This window comes from Pigmentiphaga kullae, from assembly GCF_004216695.1.
Taxonomy (GTDB): Bacteria; Pseudomonadota; Gammaproteobacteria; order Burkholderiales; family Burkholderiaceae_B; genus Pigmentiphaga; species Pigmentiphaga kullae.
In genome coordinates this window covers 2,396,222-2,416,413 of record NZ_SGXC01000001.1, presented here as the reverse complement: position 1 = coordinate 2,416,413, position 20,192 = coordinate 2,396,222, and the positions used below count along the sequence as shown (strand labels likewise).

The 20,192-nt window shown below is 64.4% G+C and carries 23 protein-coding genes; 7 read left to right on the top strand and 16 right to left on the bottom strand.

Annotation, left to right across the window (positions count from 1 at the left end; translation table 11 throughout):
- The first annotated feature begins 17 nt into the window (after positions 1–17).
- Both EV675_RS11805 and EV675_RS11800 read left to right on the top strand, forming a co-directional pair.
- Positions 18–1,343, top strand: coding sequence for an amidase (locus tag EV675_RS11805; protein ID WP_130357418.1), 1,326 nt, complete (start codon positions 18–20; stop codon positions 1,341–1,343).
- Between the two features lie 35 nt (positions 1,344–1,378).
- Entirely contained in the window at positions 1,379–2,101 is a 723-nt protein-coding gene (locus EV675_RS11800) for an enoyl-CoA hydratase/isomerase family protein (protein ID WP_165404555.1), read from the top strand.
- A gap of 9 nt (positions 2,102–2,110) precedes the next feature.
- Here EV675_RS11800 and EV675_RS11795 read toward each other — a convergent pair whose 3' ends face one another.
- Complete coding sequence (locus EV675_RS11795) at positions 2,111–2,599, bottom strand: MarR family winged helix-turn-helix transcriptional regulator (RefSeq protein WP_165404554.1); 489 nt, start codon at positions 2,597–2,599, stop codon at positions 2,111–2,113.
- Positions 2,600–2,860: 261 nt separating this feature from the next.
- Between EV675_RS11795 and EV675_RS11790 the strand changes: the two genes are divergently transcribed.
- Complete coding sequence (locus EV675_RS11790; RefSeq protein WP_130357415.1) at positions 2,861–4,099, top strand: aromatic ring-hydroxylating dioxygenase subunit alpha; 1,239 nt, start codon at positions 2,861–2,863, stop codon at positions 4,097–4,099.
- A complete protein-coding gene (locus tag EV675_RS11785; RefSeq protein ID WP_130357414.1) occupies positions 4,096–4,563 on the top strand; it encodes an aromatic-ring-hydroxylating dioxygenase subunit beta in 468 nt (155 codons plus the stop codon). Before EV675_RS11790 ends, EV675_RS11785 begins: the two co-directional genes overlap by 4 nt.
- An 18-nt stretch (positions 4,564–4,581) precedes the next feature.
- On the opposite strand, the gene EV675_RS11780 is transcribed toward EV675_RS11785, so the two are convergent.
- Together EV675_RS11780 and EV675_RS11775 are read right to left on the bottom strand one after the other, a co-directional pair.
- Positions 4,582–5,334 (bottom strand): HpcH/HpaI aldolase family protein, encoded by a 753-nt coding sequence (locus EV675_RS11780; RefSeq protein WP_165404553.1) that lies wholly within the window; start codon positions 5,332–5,334, stop codon positions 4,582–4,584.
- 41 nt (positions 5,335–5,375) lie between these two features.
- On the bottom strand, positions 5,376–6,353 hold the full coding sequence (locus tag EV675_RS11775) for a Bug family tripartite tricarboxylate transporter substrate binding protein (protein ID WP_130357412.1): 978 nt from the start codon (positions 6,351–6,353) through the stop codon (positions 5,376–5,378).
- A 176-nt stretch (positions 6,354–6,529) separates the two neighbouring features.
- On the opposite strand from EV675_RS11775, the gene EV675_RS11770 reads away from it, so the two are divergent.
- Both EV675_RS11770 and EV675_RS11765 read left to right on the top strand, forming a co-directional pair.
- The gene (locus EV675_RS11770) at positions 6,530–7,540 is read left to right on the top strand and encodes an isopenicillin N synthase family dioxygenase (RefSeq protein WP_165404552.1); all 1,011 of its coding nucleotides are present in this window, start codon (positions 6,530–6,532) and stop codon (positions 7,538–7,540) included.
- Between the two features lie 40 nt (positions 7,541–7,580).
- On the top strand, positions 7,581–7,895 hold the full coding sequence (locus tag EV675_RS11765; RefSeq protein WP_130357410.1) for a DUF1330 domain-containing protein: 315 nt from the start codon (positions 7,581–7,583) through the stop codon (positions 7,893–7,895).
- Positions 7,896–7,899: 4 nt separating this feature from the next.
- Here the strand turns inward: EV675_RS11765 and EV675_RS11760 are convergent, their stop codons facing one another.
- The 8 genes from EV675_RS11760 to EV675_RS11725 form a co-directional block, all read right to left on the bottom strand.
- Positions 7,900–8,880 (bottom strand): Bug family tripartite tricarboxylate transporter substrate binding protein, encoded by a 981-nt coding sequence (locus EV675_RS11760; RefSeq protein ID WP_165404551.1) that lies wholly within the window; start codon positions 8,878–8,880, stop codon positions 7,900–7,902.
- 35 nt (positions 8,881–8,915) lie between these two features.
- Positions 8,916–9,935: a TauD/TfdA family dioxygenase gene (locus tag EV675_RS11755; RefSeq protein WP_165404550.1), complete on the bottom strand. Its 1,020-nt coding sequence runs from the start codon at positions 9,933–9,935 to the stop codon at positions 8,916–8,918.
- Positions 9,936–9,960: 25 nt separating this feature from the next.
- Positions 9,961–10,944, bottom strand: coding sequence for a Bug family tripartite tricarboxylate transporter substrate binding protein (locus EV675_RS11750; RefSeq protein ID WP_130357407.1), 984 nt, complete (start codon positions 10,942–10,944; stop codon positions 9,961–9,963).
- A 168-nt stretch (positions 10,945–11,112) separates the two neighbouring features.
- On the bottom strand, positions 11,113–12,066 hold the full coding sequence (locus EV675_RS11745; RefSeq protein WP_165404549.1) for a Bug family tripartite tricarboxylate transporter substrate binding protein: 954 nt from the start codon (positions 12,064–12,066) through the stop codon (positions 11,113–11,115).
- A 43-nt stretch (positions 12,067–12,109) separates the two neighbouring features.
- On the bottom strand, positions 12,110–13,141 hold the full coding sequence (locus EV675_RS11740) for an isopenicillin N synthase family dioxygenase (RefSeq protein ID WP_165404548.1): 1,032 nt from the start codon (positions 13,139–13,141) through the stop codon (positions 12,110–12,112).
- 63 nt (positions 13,142–13,204) lie between these two features.
- Positions 13,205–13,591, bottom strand: coding sequence for a carboxymuconolactone decarboxylase family protein (locus tag EV675_RS11735; RefSeq protein WP_130357404.1), 387 nt, complete (start codon positions 13,589–13,591; stop codon positions 13,205–13,207).
- Positions 13,592–13,618: 27 nt separating this feature from the next.
- A complete protein-coding gene (locus EV675_RS11730) occupies positions 13,619–15,130 on the bottom strand; it encodes a 4-hydroxyphenylacetate 3-hydroxylase family protein (protein WP_130357403.1) in 1,512 nt (503 codons plus the stop codon).
- Positions 15,127–15,654, bottom strand: a complete 528-nt coding sequence (locus EV675_RS11725; RefSeq protein ID WP_130357402.1) for a flavin reductase family protein — start codon at positions 15,652–15,654, stop codon at positions 15,127–15,129. Before EV675_RS11725 ends, EV675_RS11730 begins: the two co-directional genes overlap by 4 nt.
- 193 nt (positions 15,655–15,847) lie before the next feature.
- Here EV675_RS11725 and EV675_RS11720 point away from each other — a divergent pair, with 193 nt between their 5' ends.
- Complete coding sequence (locus EV675_RS11720) at positions 15,848–16,375, top strand: MarR family winged helix-turn-helix transcriptional regulator (RefSeq protein WP_130357401.1); 528 nt, start codon at positions 15,848–15,850, stop codon at positions 16,373–16,375.
- Positions 16,376–16,388: 13 nt separating this feature from the next.
- On the opposite strand, the gene EV675_RS11715 is transcribed toward EV675_RS11720, so the two are convergent.
- The 5 genes from EV675_RS11715 to EV675_RS11695 are packed head-to-tail and all read right to left on the bottom strand — an operon-like array spanning position 16,389 to position 20,160.
- Positions 16,389–17,201, bottom strand: a complete 813-nt coding sequence (locus EV675_RS11715) for a DNA-binding transcriptional regulator (RefSeq protein ID WP_130357400.1) — start codon at positions 17,199–17,201, stop codon at positions 16,389–16,391.
- Positions 17,198–17,605 (bottom strand): 5-carboxymethyl-2-hydroxymuconate Delta-isomerase, encoded by a 408-nt coding sequence (locus EV675_RS11710; protein WP_130357399.1) that lies wholly within the window; start codon positions 17,603–17,605, stop codon positions 17,198–17,200. Before EV675_RS11710 ends, EV675_RS11715 begins: the two co-directional genes overlap by 4 nt.
- Positions 17,606–17,620: 15 nt before the next feature.
- Complete coding sequence (locus EV675_RS11705) at positions 17,621–18,637, bottom strand: Bug family tripartite tricarboxylate transporter substrate binding protein (RefSeq protein ID WP_130357398.1); 1,017 nt, start codon at positions 18,635–18,637, stop codon at positions 17,621–17,623.
- 40 nt (positions 18,638–18,677) lie between these two features.
- Positions 18,678–19,511, bottom strand: coding sequence for a cupin domain-containing protein (locus EV675_RS11700; protein WP_130357397.1), 834 nt, complete (start codon positions 19,509–19,511; stop codon positions 18,678–18,680).
- A gap of 22 nt (positions 19,512–19,533) precedes the next feature.
- On the bottom strand, positions 19,534–20,160 hold the full coding sequence (locus EV675_RS11695) for a flavin reductase family protein (RefSeq protein WP_130357396.1): 627 nt from the start codon (positions 20,158–20,160) through the stop codon (positions 19,534–19,536).
- Positions 20,161–20,192 lie beyond the last annotated feature (32 nt).

Below are 20,192 nucleotides of genomic sequence, written 5' to 3'. Positions count from 1 at the left end.
AGTTAAATATTTAGGCCATGCTGACACCCTATCAAGCAGAAACGAAGAAATTCCGCCAGGGCACCGACACGCCGCGCGATTACCTGGAGCGGACAATCGCGCGCCTGGAGGAAGTGGAACCCCGGTTGCGCTCCTTTGCCTCGCTGGCCATCCCCAGGGCCAGGATCGCCGCCGACATGGCATCCAGGCGCTGGAAGGCCGGCGCGCCGCTGTCGCCGATCGACGGCATGCCAATAGGCATCAAGGACGTGATCGAGACCTTCGATCTCCCCACGATGATGGGCTCGCCCACCTACGACGACTGGCGATCGGGACGCGATGCCGCTGCGGTATTCGCGCTCAGGGACGCAGGAGCCGTCATCCTGGGCAAGACCAAGACGACCGAATACGCCGGCAGCTATCCGACCGACACCCGCAATCCGCACGACTACGAACGCACCTCGGGCGGCTCCAGCGCCGGATCCGCCGCCGCGGTCGGTGCGGGCATCGTGCCCACCGCTCTGGGAACCCAGGTGATGGGCTCGATCATCCGTCCTTCCAGCTTCTGCGGCGCGTTCGGCTACAAACCCACGGTCGGCGGCATCAATCGCGGCGGCAGCCACGATTATCAGAGCCATAGCTGCATCGGCGTCATCGGGGCCAGCCTGGAGGACATGTGGGCCACGGCCCATGCCATCGTGGAACGGGCCGGGGGCGATCCCGGCGCCATGGGCCTGGTCGGCACGGCCGCGCTGAGCGGGTCGGCCCGGCCGGCCGCGTTGGTTCTGTTCGAGACGCCGGGCTGGGACAGCGCGACCGCCCAGGCCCGCGAGGCATTGATGGCCCGCGTGGATATGCTTGGCCGGCTGGGGGTGCGCATCCTATCGCGCCACGACGACGCGCGTGTCCAGGCACTGGAAACCGCCTTGGCCGATATCCGTGAACTGGGACTCAGCATTTTCGGCTTCGAATCCCGCTGGCCCGCCAACAGCGCCATGTACCGGGACAAACTCGGCCTGAGCCCCTTGGTCCACGATCGCATGGAACGCGCGGCCGCGTTGGGTCTGGAAGGCTACCGCGCCTGCCTCGCGCAACGAGCAGCGCTGCGGGCGCAGTTCGAGGCCATCGCGGGCGAGGTCGACGCCTTCATCACCTTGAGCGCCCCCGGCGCCGCGCCGCGGGGCATCCAATGGACAGGCGATCCGATCTTCAACGTCTCGGCGTCGGTGCTGGGCGCACCTTCGGTCTCCCTTCCCATCCTTGCCGATGACGGCATGCCTCTGGGGCTGCAATTGATGGGCGCCCAGCACCGCGATCAGCACATCTTCGAAATTGCGCAATGGGTCCTGGCGCAGTCGCGCTGAGCCCCTTCATCGTTCGGCCTCGACCGGGACATGCCATGCCAGAGAACACCATCGGCAGCAGGGAACAAGGTTTCATCTACACATCACAGCAGGGTTGGGGCCACTTGCGGTTCGAGCGCCCCCAGGCCGGCAATCGCGTGAGCCTGGACATGCTTCGCGCGATGACCGATCTGCTGCGCCAGGAAAGCGGCAGGACGGGCGTGATCCTGATATCGGGTCAGGGCGCGGATTTCTGCCTGGGCCGCGAGCGAAGCGAACAGAGTTCGCCGGTCGCCCCCTTCGATGCCTTCCGCCCCGTCGCCGCGTTCTACCGTGCGCTGTCCGACTTTGCCGGGTTGACCCTCTCGGCCGTCCATGGCCGCGCGCTGGGCTTCGGGGTCGGTATCGCCCTGCGCTCGGATATCTGCCTGGCGGCCGACGATGCGAGTTTCACGCTGGATGAAGTTCCCCATGGGATCCCTCCCATGTTCGTGCTGGCCGAACTGGTCGACCACCTCCACCCCAAGCACCTGATGGAAATGGTCATGACCGGCCGCTCGGTGGATGCTGCGGAGGCCGTGGCCCTGGGCATTGCTTCGCGCATGCATCCCGCGGCCGAACTGGCGCAGGCGGCCGAAACCGCGGCTCGGCGCATGGCCGAATCCCATGCGGGGCTGATCGTTGCCTGCAAGCGCTATATGCGGCAGATCCGGGCTGTGCCGCACGCCAACCGCCTGGACACCGCTCTGAGCGCGCAGACCATGTACGCAGTAGGCTGAGCCGGCCTCTCAGCTCAGGTCGAGTCCGAAACCCGCGTAGAAGGCGAAGATCTCCATGGCTGCCCGCTGGTCGGTTTCGGACAGCTTGCCATGGAAATACTGCACTTCACGATGCAGATCATCGACGATGGCGTGCAGGATCTCCACTCCCGCAGGCGTCGTGCACGCCCACGTAGCTCGGCGATCCTCTTCGGAAGGTACGCGGCGCACATAGCCGCTGTCTTCGAGCTTGGTGACCAGCCTGGAGGCCAGCGCCGACGAGGAGATGTCCAGCCGTTCGGCCACCTGTCCGATCGGCAGGCGCTGCTCGGGTGCTCCATAGATCTGCACCAGGGCCTGTTGCTCCAATGGCTCCAGTCCGTGCTTGCGGACGCAATCGTCGATGATGCGCTGGACGCGCCTGATGACGTAGCGAGCAGCCGCCACGCTCTGCATGTAGTCGTGGAATTCGTACGAGTGGAAGCCATGATTGGTATCCACCCATTTGACGAAACGCAAACCTTCTTTCGTAGCGGCGCGCTTTCCTGCCATGTGTCGTCCTCTTGATTATTTCAGCCACCAGGCGGATACCTCGGCAGGCGCAAGAAACTTGCCTTTGGTAGTTTATCAAAAACACTTACCTGGAACCCCTAGTGCCTCTGGGTGGCCGAACACTGTCCGCTTTTCTTTCTTCGCACTTTTATACTTTACTTAAGTAAGGTATATTGAGCACATATAAGCCGGGCTAGACGCACGGCCCCACCACGGGAATCCGGAACGATGAACATTCACGAACGACCATTGCTCGCGTGGCCCCAGGAACCAGGGCGCGTCCCGTACTGGGTCTATACCGACAGGCGCGTCTACGAGCGGGAGCTGGCACGCATCTTCAACGGTCCGACATGGAGCTACGTCGGGCTGGAATGCGAGATCCCGGAAACGGGCAGCTACAAGAAGACCACGCTTGGCGAACAATCCGTTCTGGTCGTGCGCGGCAAGGATGGCCAGGTACGAGTCTTGGCCAATCGATGCGCGCATCGCGGCGTCGAGCTGTGCCAATCCCAATCGGGCAAGGTGCAGGATTTCATGTGCCCGTACCATCAATGGGTCTACGACCTGGAAGGTCAATTGCGCGGCGTGCCGTTCAAGCGGGGCGTACAGGGCAAGGGCGGCATGCCCGAATCCTTCCGCACTGGGTCCGTGTCGTTGCGCCGCCTGGCTGTGCATACACGCGGCGGCGCCATCTTCGCCAGTTGGAGCGAGGATCCACCGCCTTTCGAAGAGTATCTCGGCCCCGCGATCCTGGGCTTCTACGATCGCGTGTTCGATGGCCGGCCGCTACGGCTGCTCGGCTACCTGCGACAGAAGATCGCCGGCAACTGGAAGCTGATGCTGGAAAACATCAAGGACCCCTATCACGCCAGTCTGCTGCATGTCTTTTTCGTCACCTTCGGCTTGTTCAGGGTGGACAATCCGTCGCGCGTGATCACGGACGAATCCAAGCTGCACACCGCGCTCGCCTCGCGCCGCGGCAGGCAGGAACTCAACGATGGCACGTCGCAAATGCGATCCTTCAACGCGAAGCTATCGCTCAGCGGCCCCGAGTTGCTCGACTCGCAGAAGGAGTTCCCGGGCGACGAAACAGTGGTCATGCATACGATCTGGCCCAATCTCATCCTGCAACAGCAGTCCAACACGCTGGCCTGCCGGCAGATCGTCCCCTGCGGACCGGATGCCTTCGAATTGCACTGGACGTTCTTCGGCTACATGTCCGACAGCGACGAAATGACCGAACGCCGGCTGCGCCAGGCCAACCTGATGGGCCCCGGCGGCCTGGTATCGATGGATGACAGTGAAATCGTGGCCCGCATCCAGGACGGCATACGCGCCAATGCGCCCGACGAGGCGGGGATCGTCGAAATGGGCGGGCTGGGAGCCGAGACAGAGACCGACCATATGGTGACCGAGGTCGCCATACGTGCCTTCTATGAAGGATATCGCAAGGTGATGGATCTATGAGCGCGCCCACCCAGCAACAGATTTTCGACCGCATCTACCTTGACTACGCGGACGCCATCGATGGCGGCTCGCTGGCGGAGTGGCCCGGATTTTTCACCCGGGAAGGCGTCTATCGCATCCTTTCCAGGGAGAATCACGACCGCAATCTTCCGCTTGGCCTGATGTACTGCAAAGGCATGGGCATGCTCAAGGACAGGGCCCACGCCAGCGCGAACCTGAACGTCTACGCTCCCCGCGCATGGCGGCACCTGATCTCCAACATGCGGGTGCGGGAAGAACGCGGCAGCTTCGTCGCTTCCGCGAACTTCGCGGTCCTGGAGACCATCGAGGGCAAGTCCACGCAACTCCTGGTGGCTGGCCGGTACGCCGACCGCATACATTGGGATGGCGAAATACGGCTCGCGCACCGCCTCGTGATTCACGACACGAACCTTGTTCCCGGCTCCATCGTTTTCCCGATCTGACCCGATGCGGTGCCGCGCCTAGGAATCGGAAGCGGCACCGCGCATGGCGACGAGTCTTTCGCGCAAGGTCTTGCCGAGCAGCATCGTCATCATCACGGTGTGGTAGGTCATTCCCATCGCCACGTGCTCGCCGTATTCGGCCTGCGAGAACGCATTTGCCCCCACTGCGATGCCCGCTTGCCTGCACGCGCCCACACACTCGGCCACGGCGGCAACGACCTTGGGGTGCCGGCCGTCGCCGGGAACGCCCAACGAGTAGGACATGTCCGTCGGGCCGATACACACCGCATCCACGCCCGGCACCGCCAGGATCTCGCCCAGGCGCTCCATGGCCGCCGCCGTTTCGATCATGAGCACCACGGCGATGCCTCTGTTCGAGGACTCGATGTGCCCTTGCCTGTCGGCAAAACCGTAGTGCGCGGCGGGAGTGGAGAACGCGACCGATCGTCCCCCCGCCGGGGGGTAGCGGCATGCCCGCACGATCCGCTCTGCCTGTTCCGGAGTTTCCACCAGGGGGACCTGGATACCACCGGCCCCCGCGTCGAGCAGGCGGGAAATATCCGGCTCGAACGTGCGGACAATGGGGACCAGGCCCACGCCCAGGGCGGCGCGAATCGCCTCGCCCGTCGTCTCGATGCTGGCCGGCCCGTGCTCATTGTCCAGTACGACGAAGTCGTAGCCGGCGTAGCCGCACATCTGCACCAGCGCAGGATGCGGCACCCCGACCGAGACTCCATGGACACGGTTGCCTGCCTGCAGGCGAGGAGCCATGCCAGCGCCATGGACCATCGATGTTTCCCCCATCGCCGCGCCTACTGCGGCTGCATGTTCATGGTGGCGGCCACGCTACGCAGGCGCCCATTCTCTTTGCGCACATTGCGTGCGGCGTCCTCGCCCACGCTCCATGACGGCGTCAGCCCCAGGCGCAACAGTTGCTCGTTCATGTCGCGATCGCTCGCGACCTTGGCCAGGGCATCGACCAATCGCCGCTGTACGTTGGCGGGCAGGCCCCGGGGCGCGAACAACCCGAACCAGCCCCCTGCTTCGAATCCTGGAAACCCTTGTTCCGCAATCGTTGGAATGTCCGGCGCCAGCGGGCTGCGCTGCAAGGATGAGATGCCCAGGGCCCGGACCTGGCCCGCCTTGACCAAAGGGATGACCGCCGAGGTATCGGCCACGGTGAACGCAACGTGCCCCGCGGCCACATCGGCCAGGCTGGGCCCCGTGCCTTTGTACGGGACGTGCAGGAACTCGACCCCCGCCTCTTTCTCGAACATGGCGATGAAGAACGGGTTGGCGCTCCCTCCGGTCGCGGCGCTGAGGGGACGTTTGCTACTTTTCGCGTAGGCCACCAATCCTGGAATGTCGCGCACCGGGACCTTCTCATTCACCACGAAGATCTGGACCCCCGTCGCGGCGATCGCCAGGGCCGTGAAATCGCGGTCGGGATCGTAGCGCACGCTGGAATTGATCAGCGGCAGGATGGAAATGGTCGCCGTGGACCCCAGCAGCAGCGTATAGCCGTTCGGCTCGGCCGAAGCGGCCGCTTGGGCGCCGATGCCGCCGCCGGCACCGCCCTTGTTGTCGACATAGACCGACTGCCCAAGCTCTGCGCCGAGCTTGCCGGCAAGCAGCCTGCCCACGGAATCGACCGGCCCGCCGGGAGGAAATGGAACGATGAGCCTTACAGGCGCGGCAGGATACGGCTCGGCAGCGGCGGACCGTCCCGGCACGGCCGCCATCGCGACCATGACCAGAAAGGAAAGAAGAACAAGGTTCCGAACGTTCATGATCACCCCATTCACCAACTAATTCCATCCTTAAATTAAATACCAAAATACCTTACTCTAGTAAATTATTTTGTAAAACCGCCCGGCATTGCTTCGGCATGGGTACTCGATCATTTTTATTGCACTAAAGTATGGTTTTAAAGTACGATAAAAAATCCATTCGAAGGGAGACTACGATGGCCTTGCCCGCGTCCAAGCAAATATCCGTTTCCGAAGTGCCAGTCGTCGACCTGGCCGCCATGCATGTCGGCTCCTCGCACGAGAAGGCGCTGCTGGCCGAACGCATGGCAACGGTCTGTCGCGACATCGGATTCTTCTATGTCGTCAATCACGGCCTCTCGCCGGCCGACATGCGGGCCCCATTCGACGCGGCACGCCGCTTCTTCGCCCTTCCCGCCGAACACAAGCAGGCAGTCGCCATGGCCGGATCGCGCGACTATCGGGGCTACCTGCCGATGAAAACGCTGGGCGACGATCCCGCCCTGAAAGGCAACATCCACGAAGCCTTCCACTTCTACCTGGAACGCGATGCGGACTATCCGGAGAACCTGCCGCTGCGCGGCCCCAACCAATGGCCGGCCGACCTCCCCGGGTTCCGCGAAACACTGCTGCGCTACTACACGCAAGTCGATGCACTGGCCTATCGGATGCTGTCTGTCTTCGAACAAGGACTGGGACTGGAGGAAGGCCGGCTGCGCCGGTACTTCTCGGACCCCATGACCATGGTCAGGCTGCTTCATTACCCCCCTCAGCCACCGACAGACTCCGGCGAACACATAGGCGTGCGCCCGCATACGGACAATGGCGCCTTCACCATTCTTTCCCAGGACGAAACCGGGGGACTCGAGATCCTGGGCCGCAGCGGCGAGTGGATCGCCGTTCCCCCCATTTCCGGCAGCTTCGTCATCAACCTGGGCGAAATGATGAAGTTGTGGAGCGACGGCCTCTTCCTTGCCACGCCGCACCGCGTGGTGAACCGCTCAGGATTGGAACGCTATTCCGTCCCCTACTTTCTGATGCCGGACCACGACGTTCGCATCGAGCCGCAGATCAAGAACGATGGGGAATTCAACGAACCCGTCCTGCACAACACCATTGCCCGCGGCCAGGACCTGAGCTGCGGCGAAATCCTGGGCAAGGTGTGGCAGCGCATCTGGCCCAGCCTGGACCGCCAGCGCGCAGATTGACCGCCTCCATGATCCCCATCGACTCGCAAGGAGCCTGAACATGGCCTGCTATCTGATCAGTGAAATCGAATGGCTGGATACCGGCCCGATGCAGCGCTATCTGCATCTGGTCGCGCTGTCCAAGCAGAAATACGGGGGACGCTACCTGGTACGTGGCGGTGACCCCAGGCTGCTGGAAGGTAGTGGAGACGTACGCCGCATGGTGGTTACCGAGTTCGATTCGGTCGAGCATGCCATGCGCTGGTGGAACTCCCCCGAATACGCGGAAGCGAAAGCGATCCGTCAACCTGTGACCCGCTGCCGCGTGGTCCTGGTCGATGGCGTATCCGAGCGGGAACTGGCCAGCGCGGCCTAGCCGCTCAGTCCACGCGCACGTTGGCGCTGCGGATCAGCGAGCGCCATTTTTCCGTCTCCTGCTGCACCCGAACCTTGGCCGACGAAGCGTCGGTAATGACGGGCAGCACACCGGCCGCCTGCAGACGTGCTTGCACGGCGGGCTTGGACAACTGGGCAGCCAGCCTGGTGGAAAGACCATGGACGATGCCCGGGGGCGTCCCCGCCGGGGCAAAGACACCGAACCAGCCACCGCTCTGGACGCCTTTGAGCCCCTGTTCATCGAGCGTGGGCACGTTAGGAACCAGGGGGTTGCGCTGCATCGCGGCGATACCCAGAGGCTTCAAGCGGCCGGCCTCGAGAAAAGGCAGAAGCGCCGAGGCATCGGCCGCAATGACCGGTACGTGCCCGGCGGCGACGTCGGCGATGGCCGGGCCCGTTCCCTTGTACGGAATATGCGAGAGCGCGATGCCCGCCTCTCTCTCGAGCAGATAGAGCGCCAGGTCGTCCGGCGTTCCCGCCCCTCCAGCGGCCGCGGCAAGCGGTACGGATTGCGAGCGGGCATATGCGACGAACGATTTCATGTCGTCGGCCGGTACCTTGGGATTGACGGCAAAGATATGGACCCCCGTGGCAACGACGCTGATGGGGATCAGGTCGCGCAACGGGTCGTAGCCGACATTGGCCTTGAGTGAAGGCAGGATGGAGATGGTCGCGGTCGATCCGATCAGGAGCGTGTAGCCGTCCGCTTGCGCATGGATGGCGGCGAGCGTGCCCACCGTCCCGGAACCGCCCGGCCGGTTGTCCACGTAGACGTTGTGTTCCACGCTCTCTCCCAAGGCCTGGGCTACCAGCCGGCCGATCACGTCGACGGGACCGCCCGGCGCATAAGGAACGATCAGGCGGATCGGACGGCTGGGATAGCTTTCCGCACACGTTGCGGGAGCAGTTGCCGCGGCGCCGGCCAAGACAATGATGGCGCTCAGGATCGGTCGTCTCAGGAACATGTCACGCTCGCATGGGAAAGTCGAGAAACCCGGCGTCATCCACCGAATGCCACTTCGGCGATCTGCCCGAAGCCATAGCCGTTGTGCTGAGGAAAATCGGGCGCCAATCGCCGCCTGTTGCGGCTGCTGAGCCAGAGCCGCAACATATGCCGCCGCCGATCCGGCTCATCCCAGTCCTCGAAATCCGTCCGGGAGTGGAGGATGGTGTAGTTATTGCACAGTTGCATGTCGCCCGGCTGCAAGTCCATGTCCACATGCAACCGGGGATCGGCGGCCAGTTGGTCCACGCAATCGAGCGCTTCCTGCTCCAATGCGGACAGGGAGGTACCGGTACGGGCACAGGCGGCTTCGATCTGCGCACGGATGTAGCGGCAGCTGACGATGCCGTCCGTCTGCCCGAACACGGGCACGCGAGAGGCGGTGACCGGATCGTCGGTCATGGCAGCCTCGCGCTTGATGTAGTGGAACCCTCGATACAGCACCGGCAGGAACTCCGGATGGTGCGCCTGTATTTCGTTGTGCACCGCAAGCGCGCTGACGATGCTGCTCAACCCGCCGGCTTTTGCCTTTCTCAGGCACATCAATCCCACCAGATCGCACCCGTCCGTATGGAATGGCAGATGCGCGTTGGTTTCATAACCTCGAACGTCCAGCCCTCCGAACTTACGACCGTAGTCCATGACGTGGCCCATCAACTCCCCCCTGGGGTTCTGGGTGACAGGCTGCCCCAGGTAACATCCCAGCCCCCAGAAAATCTTCTCCACGTCCTGCGGCGTGTATGCCTGGGCGGGAAAACCCTGGACCAACACGAAACCGCGGCCGCGTTCGATTTCGTCGGCCCAGGCGGAGAGCCGCTCGGCCAGGCGGGGTAGCGGGAACCGATCGCGGCCGATGTGCGCCAGATCCAGGCCCATGCGGTTGACGCCACGTAACGCGGTATCCAGTTCGGCGACGTCGTCCGCATCGAGACGGTGCGTCCAGACTCCGGAGATATCCAGATCGGCACGTACCCAGGCGGCCGGATGAGTAATCGGTTGCTCGTAGATTTCGGACATGAACGGACTCCAGCAATGAAGTGATTCACTCGGAAGGCTTGATGCCGAACTCGGCCACCGCCTTGCGCCATCGTTCGCCTTCCCGGGCGACATGGGCCGCGAACTCCGGCCGCGTGCTCGTGGCCGCAGTCACCCCTACGCTGGCCAGCCTGGCGCGTACTTCCGGATCAGCCACGGCCTGTTGCAGCGAGCGTGACAGTTTGTCGAGCACGGGCTCGGGCGTTCCCGCTCTTGCGAACACGCCAAACCACCCCCCGCTCTCGATCCCGGGCAATCCTTGTTCCGCAACGGTAGGCAGGTCGGGCAGCACCGGACTGCGCTTGTCCGCGGCAATGCCGATGGCCCGCACATGGCCGCTCTCGACGAACGGGAGCGCGGCAGCCAGTTCGACGACCATGAACTGGATCACTCCACTGGCCAGGTCGTTGAGCGCGGGGCCGCTGCCTCTGTAAGAGACTCGCTGCAGCGAAAGCCCCGTGTCCCTCGCGAAGAGATATCCCGCGAGATCCTGCGGCGATCCCAGGAAAGTCCCGAAGCTCACCGGCCGTCCCTGCTTTCTGGCATAGGCAACGAACTCGCGGACATCGCGAGCCGGCGTACGGCTGTTGATGACAAGAACGTGGGGACCGGTCGCCACCAGTCCGACCGGCGCCAGATCGTGGCTCGCGTCGTACTGGATGGCCGGGGAAATGTTGGGAAGAATGGAGATCGGAGTGGGCGATCCCATCAATAGCATGTAGCCATCCGGACTCGACTTGGCGACTGCCTGGGTTCCGATTGCTCCCGAGGCGCCGGAGCGGTTCTCGACGACCACCGATTGCCCCAGGCTGCTGGTGAGCTTCTGCGCCAGCACCCTGCCGATGATATCCAGCGACCCGCCCGGCGGATATGGCACCACCAACCGCACAGGCTTGTCCGGGTAGGCGGTGTCGGCCGCCATCCCGGTGCCGAAGGCGGCGGCGAACACACACGCGATACCGCCACGAACCCACCATCCAGACAGACGCATGAGTTTCTCCAGGGAGAGAATCGTTGCTGGCGGCCATGATCCACGGCCACCAAATACCACCTAAAAAGCAATGACTAAAATATGGTACTCAAATTACCTATTTTATTGCCTTTAGTCAACGATCCCTGCGAGAAGAACGATGCCGTCCTCTGGAATACCCCTATTTCCTCATTGAGGCTTGACCCCCAGCTCGGCGAACAACGAACCCTTGGTTTCGTAGCTCTTGCGCGCCTCGGCGGCAAAGGCGGCGCTTCTCATGGGCACCACCGCCGCGCCTTGTTTCTGAGCCGCCGTCTGGTATTCCTCGGTCTGCACCGCCTTGATGCACATGCTCTCGAGCTTGGCGATCACCGGCTTGGGCGTCTCGCGCGGGGCATACAGCCCCTGGTAGCCGGTGAAGAAATTGGCATAGCCCAGCTCGACCACGGAAGGCACGTCGGGCAGCGCGGGATGCCGGCGGTCCCAGAACACCGCCAGGGGCCGGACATCGTTGCGGGACGCCACCGACACCACCGAGTTGATGGTGAACTCCAGATCGCCGGCCAACAGCCGCAGCAGATTGGGGCCGTCGCCGCGATAGGCGATGTCCTGCACCTGTATGCCCGCCTGCCTGGCCAAGGTCAGCATGTTGAGATGGACGTCGGTATAGGTTCCGGAATGCCCATAGTTGAATTTCCCCGGCTGCTTGCGCGCCGCTTCGACCAGATCCTCCAATTTCTTGTAGGGAGAATCGGCGCGTACCGCAAGCACGAAGGCATTGACGTTGAGTTGGCAGACGAAGTCGAAGGAATCGAACGTGTAGGACAGGTCCTTCTGCGTATAAGGCAGGTTCGTCATGACGATGGAAGGACCGATCATCAATGTGTAGCCATCGGGCTGCGCCCGGGCCACCGAGGCGGCGCCGATCGCGCCGGAGGCTCCTTCGCGATTGATGTAGACGAATTGCTCTCCGCCGATCTTCCTCATCGCCATGGCGAACACCCGGAACAACGAGTCCGTTCCGCCGCTGCCAAAGGGATAGATCAGTTGAACCGGCCGCGCCGGATACGTGTCCTGCGCCGCCGCCGGCCCACCGAGAGAGAACAGTACAGCGAACAACCCTGCCCATTTGACGCTCTTCATGATGCGACACACTCCGTAGTTGGTTTGTCCCTGTCCCTGCCCTTTAGGCATCGACGCGCTGCACCTTGGTCGACGGCCAGATACGGCCATACAGATATGTCAGGATCTCGCCGCAAGTGATCGGACGATCCCCGGCCACCGAAGTGGCGAACCGGGGCATCTCGGCAGCCTTCTCCCGGTCCGGGTTGGACAGCAGCGGCGTGATCACCGCATCGAAATCCGGCGTGGCGAAGAAAGGCATGGAGTAGCGTTCCAGGCCGTAGCGATTGATGACGCGGTGCGGCGTGGCGGCATACATGCCATCGGTCCAGATCTTCATCATTTCGCCGATGTTCATCACGAAGCTGCCGCGCAGCGGCGGGACGGTGATCCAGTCGCCCGCCGGGCTGAGGATTTCCAGGCCGCCGACCTCGTCCTGGGCAAGGAAGGTGAAAGCCCCGGAATCCGTGTGGGGCCGGGTGCCCAGGTGATCGCCCGACTCCGTGGGTTCCTGGGGCGGATAATGCATGATGCGCAGTTGCATCATGGGGCACTGGAAATAGCGGGTGAACGAATCCGGCGGCAGGTCAAGGCCGACCGCGAACATACGCAGAAACGTCTGCGACAGCGCCGACATGTCGCGGAAGTAATCGAGCATCGCAACCTTGAGCTCGGGCAGGGATGCCGGCCACTGGTTGGCGCCATGAAGAGGCTTGCCCGCCAATACGGCCGGATGATCCGGCGGCAACTCGGTATGGATCTGAAAGGCCTCGTGCAGGTTGCCCTTCAGACTCGGATCCGCGCCCATCATCTTGAACGGCAGATAGCCGCGATATTTGTCGGACAGCGCCAGCCGGATCGCCATCTTCTCTTCCAGGGGCAACGCGAAGAATCGCCTGGCCACGTCGAACATCGCGTCGATACGGCTCGCGGGCATGCCGTGATTGACGACGTAGAAGAACCCCATGGTGTGCGAGGCCTCGGCAATGCGATGAGCGATGTCGCGGTACACCGCCGGGTCGCCGGACTTCAGGACTGACAAGTCGATGACGGGCACCTCGTGGGCAAAGACTTTCTTGAACTCTGGTAAGGCCATGATCATCCCCAATCAAATGCGGGCCCCGCCCGCTCCGACTACACAAGAAGCCTGGACAATGCGCTAGCCCGGCGCCCCCTCGCGGGCGGCCGCTACCTCCCTGGCCAGCCGCATGCAGGTCATCGCCGCCGGAAAGCCGCAATAGACGGCCGCATGCAGGAATACCTCGGCCACTTCCTCCATCGTCATGCCGTTGTTGATGGCTCCGCCGATGTGCGTCTTCAACTCGGTGGGCCGGTTTTGCGCGGCAAGCATGGCGATGGTCGCCAGGCTGCGGTCGCGCAGGCTGAGCTGTCGGCGCGACCATATGTCCCCCCAGGCGAACTCTGTCAGGTATTGCTGCAAGTCCGCGTTCAGCTCGCCTTGCGCCGAGCTCACCCGCTGCGCCACCGGCGCCTCTCCCAGCACCTGCTTGCGCACGGCCAGGCCTTTGTCGAAACGTTCACCCATGGATATCTCCAGATAAGGGCCGGCGGTTCAAGCCGCGGCACGGTCGGCCGGAAGTGCGACGCCGGCAAGCGCCCGATCGACCAGCGACGTGGCCGCATCGAAATCGTAGGTCCGGAACATGTTCTGCTTGACCAGGAAGGACGCGCCGCCGTAGAACTTCTCGTACTGCTGATGGCGGCCAGCGAATTCGCTGCCGATCAAGTCCCAGGCCATCTTCAACAGCGCCACCCGGTCACGCGCGGGATAACCGGGCGACGCGATGTACCGTTCCAGGTCACGCGCCGCGTCGGGATGATCGAAGTCGGCCAGCGACGGCGGCAACATGATCATCGAACCACCCGATAGCTCTCTCAACATGTCGACCATGCGGGAATTCAGTTCGCCCTGCAGCGACATGACCGCATACAGTGCGGACTTCGCGGGCCAGACCACGCCTTCGTCGTCGATCGTGGCCCGCGTCTCCTGCGCGTCGATCATCAGCTCGACCACCGTGGCATGGGCGGCCAGTTCGCCCAGTTGCACGCGCACGGGCGGCATGGAACCGACGCCGGTGATCTCGGTCACCCGCTTGGCCAGTCCCAACAGAAAGCGCAGCTTGGTCGCATAGCGCACCTGGGCCTGGTAGTTGCCATAGGAATGCGCGGGGGTCTTCCACCACTGGTTCCAGCACACGTCCAGGTTCCGGTGAATGAATACGTGCTCCCAGGGTACGAACACATCGTCGAGCACCAGCAACGCGTCGGTTTCGTCGAAACGGGCGGACAGCGGGTAGTCGCGCGCGTCGCCAGCCTGGGCGAAGGACTTGCGGCTGTAGACCTTCAACCCGGGAGCGTTCATGGGGATGACTACGCCGAACGCGTGGTTCTCGTCCCCTGGCTGAAGGGGATGGATGCAACTCACATAGACATAGTCAGACAGCACGGCTCCCGTGGCCAGTTGCTGTGCTCCCTTGAGAACGATGCCATCGTCCCGCTCGGCGACGACACCCGCGTACAAGGTCGGATCGGACTGCTGGTGCGCCGGTTTGCTGCGATCGATCTGCGGCGGCACGATGGCGTAGGACACATAAAGATGCCGATCGCGGGCGAACTGGAAGAAACGCTGGACGTTGCCGGCGTATGCCTCTCCCCCAGCGGCGAACAGCGACGGCTTGGCGGCGAATCCCGACAGGAATCCCGCCACGTGATCCGGCGTTCGGCCCATCAGTCCGCAGGTCGCCTCGGCCCAGACCGCGGACATGCCGCGCGCGGCCCGCAGGTCTTCCACCGACCGAGGCACGCGGTAACAGTGCAGCGCCCGGCGGCCCGAGGCGTCGACCTCGTACGTCATCCGCTCGCGGTTGCCGGGGTGCGCGGCCAGGTCGTAGAGCGATGCCACCGAGGCAATCGCTCCGCGGAAAGCAGGGTGCCGGGTCACATCTCGGACGATTTCGCCGTTGTAGTAAACGGTACGCCCGTCGGCGCGTATGGCATCCATGTAGTCGGCCCCGGTACGCAAGCCACCGGACGTGGCCGGCGACCTCGAGACAAGCATGTTCATGCGGTTCTCCGAATGACGCGATCGTTCGTGGAAATGAAGGAAGGTGCGACTGGCGCGGCATAGGCGCCGTCGACGTACAACAGCGGAGCCGCCGCATCCGGGACATGGACGCGCGCGACCGACCCGATCAGCACAGCATGGGTATCCATGACCAGCATCTGTTCGACCAAGCACTCGAACACCGCCGCGGCATTGCCCAGCACGGGCAGTCCGTCGGCATCGCGCCAGTCGGCATCGGCGAAGAGCTTGTCCAGGCACTTGTCCGCGCTGGAAAAATCGCGCGCCACCTGTTCCTGGTGCAGCGCCAGCACGTTCACCGCCATGCGGCGGCTGGCGCTGGCGAAGCGGTAGGTGGCCCCGCGCAGGTTGACGCAGGCGAGCAGCCGGGGGGGCGATGCCGACAGGGAGCAGACGGCGGTGGCCGTCATGCCGGTAAGCTGTCCTTCCAGGCACGTGGTGATCACGGTCACCCCGGCGGCCAGGCGCCTCATGCCCGACCTGAAATCGTTCGCGTCGCAACTCATGCACGGCTCCGTCGTCGGCGTTTCAACGGTTCCATCGAACCGTTTCCGGCATCCTAGTTACGTCAACATATATTTGTCAACTAGTTTAGTTAACTAATATAAATGCGAGAAAAGGCAGGGCTGATTACAATGGCGGCGCAGGCCGATTCGCCACGCGCGACGCCGCCATCGAAGTCGAGAAGGAGACCCGAAGGTGCCAGACACCATAGACGCACACAGACTGGAGAAGCGCCGCCAGGCAACGATCCGGTCCCGTTCCAGAAAGGACAAGCACGTCTACTTCCAGGGTGTCGCCAACGCACGCTACCTGCTGCGCAAGGTGTTCCGCATGGTCGAGGAACGGGCCAAGCGTGCCCGTATCGATCCGCTCGCGCATCAGGCGCTGATCCAGATCTACGGCAGCCAGGGCAAGAGCCTGCGCGTCAAGGATGTCGCGGACCGCCTCGACATTTCCCAGGCATTCGCTTCCAGCCTGGTGCGCGTGCTGGTCGACAACGGCTACGCGATCCGCAGCCGGGAAGGCGAGGACAAGCGAGAGACGCGGGTGACGGTCACCGAGGCCGGCGTCGCCCTGCTGATCGGCATCGACGCCGCGGTGCAGGCCGATGTGGACGCGTTCACCGAGAGCCTGAGTGAAGAAGACAAGGAGCAGGCCTTGTCCATCCTGTTGTTCTACGTGGGAACGTCGATCGAATCGTCAACCAGCGACGCTCCGCTCTGAAAACCCTAGTCCGCTAGACGGGATCCGGCTTGAGCCGGCCCAATGCGCCGGCAACCCGGTCGGCCGATTCGACCAGCCTGGCCAGATAGCGGTCCACCGCCTCGGTCGACGTCATCACCGAAGAGAACCAGGTCAGGCCCAGCGTGGCGGCAACGCCGCCGCGGTGAAAAACCGGAACCGCCAGCGTGCAGGACTGCTGGCTGAGCTCCGGCACGCGCAGGGCATAGCCCTGCCGGCGGGTCTCGTCCAGCAGCCGCTCCAGCCCCTGCGGGTCATGCGCCAGCGCGTCTTCCTCGCGGCCCGTGCGGCGAACCACGTCCAGGATGAACTCGCGCTCCTGAGGATCGCAGAACGCGAGGTAGGCCAGGCCCAGCGCCCGCCCCACCAGGCTGCGCCGCAGGTTGATCGACGAATGCAGCAGCGACAACGGCGATTGCGGAATGGTACTGTAGCGCACGACCATCGCGTCGACGTCCAGCAGCGCCAGCGTGACCGGCCACTTGAATTCGCGCGTCAGCGCGTCGCACACCGGCGTGGCCACCTCGATCACCTGCGGCTGGTGGTTGTAGCCGCAGCACAGCGACGCCACGCCCGAAGCGAGGTAATACGCGCCGAACCGCACCGATTGCGCCACCAGTCCCCTGGCTTCGAACGTGCGCAGCAGCCGCGCGATCGTGGACTTGGGTATGCCCGTGCGCCGGTGCAGATCGTCGATGCTCGATACCGACTGCCGGTTCAGGGCCTGCAACAGCTCGATCGCCCGCTCCACGCTGCGGATACCGCCGCGGGCACGTTCGTCCGGCGCATCCGGATGCGGCCGGGTCATGCCGGCCGCGCCCCGTCGGCACGCGCAGCCATGTGCTGGCGGTAGGTGCTCAGGCGATAGCCCAGGTCGGGGGAAGCCTCTTCCACATGCATGGAGACCGCGATCGGCAAGCGGTCGGACAAGGGCTTGAACCGCGCGAGGATGGCTGCGAACAGGCGGTCGGTCGACGCCTTTTTCACCTCCGGATCCCGGCCGGGCAAGGTGCGCAGGACGAAATGCACGAAGACGTTGTCGGGATGGGCGTCGGCGATGCGGTAGCGCCGGACCGGCACCGCGCGGGTGCGCAGCCCCGCCAGCGGAAAAACGCCATCGGCCGCCACCTCGCGGTGCACGTCGTCGAGCAGCGCGTCGACATCGACGTGCGACTCCAGGTTGTCGGAATACTCCATCCACAGATGCGGCATGTCGGTCCCCTGGTTTTACTGGATGCGCAACTGATGGCGCTGGATGAAACCGGCGATGTCCTGCGCCTCGCCACGATACTTCTTGCCGAAGGCCGCCGCACTCTGCACGTCCAGGATGATCCCCTCTTCCCCCAGCTTGCTCCGGACCGCCGGATCGCCGAGCGCGGCATTGATGGCCGTATTGAGCCGCTCGACCACCTCGGGCGGCGTGGAGGGCGGGGCGAACACCCCCAATGCGCCGCTGGCGTTGAAGCCCGGCGCGCCGCTGCGGGCGATCACCGGCAGCTTGGGAAAGGCCGGGCTGGGATCGGGCGAGCCGATGGCCAGCGCCCGCACGGTACCGCTTTGCAAATGGCCGGCGGCCAGCGACGACGAGCTGAAGATGGCCTGCACCCGGCCGCCCAGCATGTCGGTCAGCATCTGGGCCGCGCCCTTGTACGGCACCGCGGTCATCTTCAGGCCGAAGGCGGCGTTCAGGTGCTCCAGCGCGAAATGATTGGGCGAGCCTATGCCGCTGGTGCCGAAGTTGTAGATGCCCGGCCTGCTCTTGACCAGCGCCACGAACTCCTCGAAGGTCCTGGCCGGAAAATCGGCGCGCACCAGCAGCAGCGTGGTCGGCCGCCCCACCGAGGCCACCGGCAGCAGGCCATTGACCGGATCGAAGCTGAGCCCCTGGTTGGTGGCCGCGGCGATCTGCAGCGAGGTATAGGCGGTGAACAGGATGGTGTGGCCGTCGGGCCTGGCCTTGGAGGCCAGGTTGGCGCCGACCAGGCCCGCCGCGCCGCCCTTGTTCTCGGGCACGACGGTCTGGCCCAGCATGGGGCCCAACACGCTCGACAACTGGCGCGCGACGGTATCGACGATGGCGCCGGGCGGATAGCCGATCAGCATGGTCACGGGCTGGCTGGGATACGTACCCTGGGCCTGCGACGGCGCGGCGGCCAGCAACGCGAGAACGGCGCCCAGCAGGCGCGCGGCGGTACGGACGGCGCGCGGGCAGGCGCGCGCCGCCGAAAGCTCGGAACGGTACATGGATGTCTCCTGGAATGAATCGTTATGGGTGCGGCGCCCCTCAGGCGCCGGCGGCCGGATCCTCGTAGTCGGCCGAGTTGCAGATCCAGTGGTGCGCGATGAAATCGCGCCGGGGCGGTGAAAACACGTCGATCAGCAGGTGGTAGCCCGGACCGACGCCTTCCGTGGTGTGGACCAGGTTGACCGGGATCACCAGCAGCGTGCGCGGGTCGGCCTGCAGATGCATGTCGTCGCGCCAGCGCGTCGCGTCGCTGCCCCACGGCGTGCGCAGGTGGTGCACGAACTTGCCTTCGATGGCCAGCGAGCCCTGCTCGAAGCGCGAATGGCTGTGGGGGCTGAGTTGGGTGCGGTCGCGCGGGCCGTCGTACTCGACCCAGTTGATGCTGAGGGTGTCGGTCTGCAGCATCTTCAGGCGCTTCTTGTCGGGCGGCGGAATGATGTCGTCGACGGGAACGACGACCAGCTCGCCCGCCTTGCGCACGCGGCGGAAGGCCGGCGTCGAGGCGACGATGCGCGGGTCGTGCTCCACGGCGTTCAGGTAGTCCTGCTCCCGCAGGTCCGGGCGCGAACTGGCGATCAGGATGCCGGGGCCCGGCGCATCCAGCGTGATCGTGCAGCTGCCGGCCGGCACGATGCACAGCGAACGCCCGGGCGCATCGGCCCGCCCCCCTTCGTACTCGATGTGGGCCCCCGCGCCCGGCAGCAACAGCAGCAGTTCGTGCTCGCTGCGGGCCACATGGGGCTGGGTGCTGTCTATCCATTCGACCGAGAAGTTCTGGGCGCGGCCGATGCGCCGGCCCGCGGCCGGCTGCGTGGTGTCCAGGTCGATCAGGTCTGCGTCGTGCAGCACCGTGGAGTCGTTATCGCTTGCCATGGCTGGATTCGTAGCGTGTCGTTCAGTTGAGCGGAGGGTTGGGGCGGGTCAACTCGACCAGTTCGCCGACGGAGGAATACTGCGAGCCGCCCAGGCGCGTCAGCGGACGCGTGCGGGCCACGTCGAAATGGCCTTGCGGCGTCATGAACGCCTCGTCCAGGTGCACGCCGACGATGCGGCCGAACACCACCGAACTGCGGGTCTCGCCGGGCCGCTCGGGTTCGATCTCGACGATGCGCAGCAGGGTGCATTCGAGATGGGCTGGCGAGGCGCCCACGCGGGGCGGACGCACTTTGACGCTGGGGAGCTTCTCCAGCCCCGCCAACGCGAATTCGTCGGTGCCATGCGGCACGTTCAGCGAAGTCTGGTTCATCGCCTCGCGCAGGTCCCAGGTGACCAGGTTGGCGACGAATTCCCCGGTGGCGCGGACGTTGGCCAGCGTGTCTTTTTCGGGACGATCGCCCGCCGCGTTGCACGAGAAGATCAGCACCGGCGGCGCGGTGGAGACAAGGTTGAAATGCGAGAACGGGGCGAGATTGGCCACCCCCGTGGCGCTCAGGGAGCTGATCCAGCCTATCGGCCGCGGCGCGACGATGGCGTTGAACAGGCTGCGCTTGAAACCGGGTGCGGTCTCGGGATCGAGAAACATGGCGGCGGGACGAGAAAAGCGGGTGATGGGCG

What these genes read in the sequence shown, in the direction of transcription:
- EV675_RS11710 (WP_130357399.1), bottom strand. Translation starts at nt 17,605, where the DNA reads ATGCCGCATCTGTGGATGGAGTATTCCGACAACCTGGAGTCGCACGTC.
- EV675_RS11760 (WP_165404551.1), bottom strand. Translation starts at nt 8,880, where the DNA reads ATGTTCCTGAGACGACCGATCCTGAGCGCCATCATTGTCTTGGCCGGC.
- EV675_RS11730 (WP_130357403.1), bottom strand. Translation starts at nt 15,130, where the DNA reads ATGAACATGCTTGTCTCGAGGTCGCCGGCCACGTCCGGTGGCTTGCGT.
- EV675_RS11755 (WP_165404550.1), bottom strand. Translation starts at nt 9,935, where the DNA reads ATGTCCGAAATCTACGAGCAACCGATTACTCATCCGGCCGCCTGGGTA.
- EV675_RS11775 (WP_130357412.1), bottom strand. Translation starts at nt 6,353, where the DNA reads ATGAACGTTCGGAACCTTGTTCTTCTTTCCTTTCTGGTCATGGTCGCG.
- EV675_RS11750 (WP_130357407.1), bottom strand. Translation starts at nt 10,944, where the DNA reads ATGCGTCTGTCTGGATGGTGGGTTCGTGGCGGTATCGCGTGTGTGTTC.
- EV675_RS11790 (WP_130357415.1), top strand. Translation starts at nt 2,861, where the DNA reads ATGAACATTCACGAACGACCATTGCTCGCGTGGCCCCAGGAACCAGGG.
- EV675_RS11725 (WP_130357402.1), bottom strand. Translation starts at nt 15,654, where the DNA reads ATGAGTTGCGACGCGAACGATTTCAGGTCGGGCATGAGGCGCCTGGCC.
- EV675_RS11695 (WP_130357396.1), bottom strand. Translation starts at nt 20,160, where the DNA reads ATGTTTCTCGATCCCGAGACCGCACCCGGTTTCAAGCGCAGCCTGTTC.
- EV675_RS11785 (WP_130357414.1), top strand. Translation starts at nt 4,096, where the DNA reads ATGAGCGCGCCCACCCAGCAACAGATTTTCGACCGCATCTACCTTGAC.
- EV675_RS11740 (WP_165404548.1), bottom strand. Translation starts at nt 13,141, where the DNA reads ATGGCCTTACCAGAGTTCAAGAAAGTCTTTGCCCACGAGGTGCCCGTC.
- EV675_RS11715 (WP_130357400.1), bottom strand. Translation starts at nt 17,201, where the DNA reads ATGACCCGGCCGCATCCGGATGCGCCGGACGAACGTGCCCGCGGCGGT.
- EV675_RS11705 (WP_130357398.1), bottom strand. Translation starts at nt 18,637, where the DNA reads ATGTACCGTTCCGAGCTTTCGGCGGCGCGCGCCTGCCCGCGCGCCGTC.
- EV675_RS11805 (WP_130357418.1), top strand. Translation starts at nt 18, where the DNA reads ATGCTGACACCCTATCAAGCAGAAACGAAGAAATTCCGCCAGGGCACC.
- EV675_RS11770 (WP_165404552.1), top strand. Translation starts at nt 6,530, where the DNA reads ATGGCCTTGCCCGCGTCCAAGCAAATATCCGTTTCCGAAGTGCCAGTC.
- EV675_RS11765 (WP_130357410.1), top strand. Translation starts at nt 7,581, where the DNA reads ATGGCCTGCTATCTGATCAGTGAAATCGAATGGCTGGATACCGGCCCG.
- EV675_RS11735 (WP_130357404.1), bottom strand. Translation starts at nt 13,591, where the DNA reads ATGGGTGAACGTTTCGACAAAGGCCTGGCCGTGCGCAAGCAGGTGCTG.
- EV675_RS11700 (WP_130357397.1), bottom strand. Translation starts at nt 19,511, where the DNA reads ATGGCAAGCGATAACGACTCCACGGTGCTGCACGACGCAGACCTGATC.
- EV675_RS11800 (WP_165404555.1), top strand. Translation starts at nt 1,379, where the DNA reads ATGCCAGAGAACACCATCGGCAGCAGGGAACAAGGTTTCATCTACACA.
- EV675_RS11780 (WP_165404553.1), bottom strand. Translation starts at nt 5,334, where the DNA reads ATGGCTCCTCGCCTGCAGGCAGGCAACCGTGTCCATGGAGTCTCGGTC.
- EV675_RS11745 (WP_165404549.1), bottom strand. Translation starts at nt 12,066, where the DNA reads ATGAAGAGCGTCAAATGGGCAGGGTTGTTCGCTGTACTGTTCTCTCTC.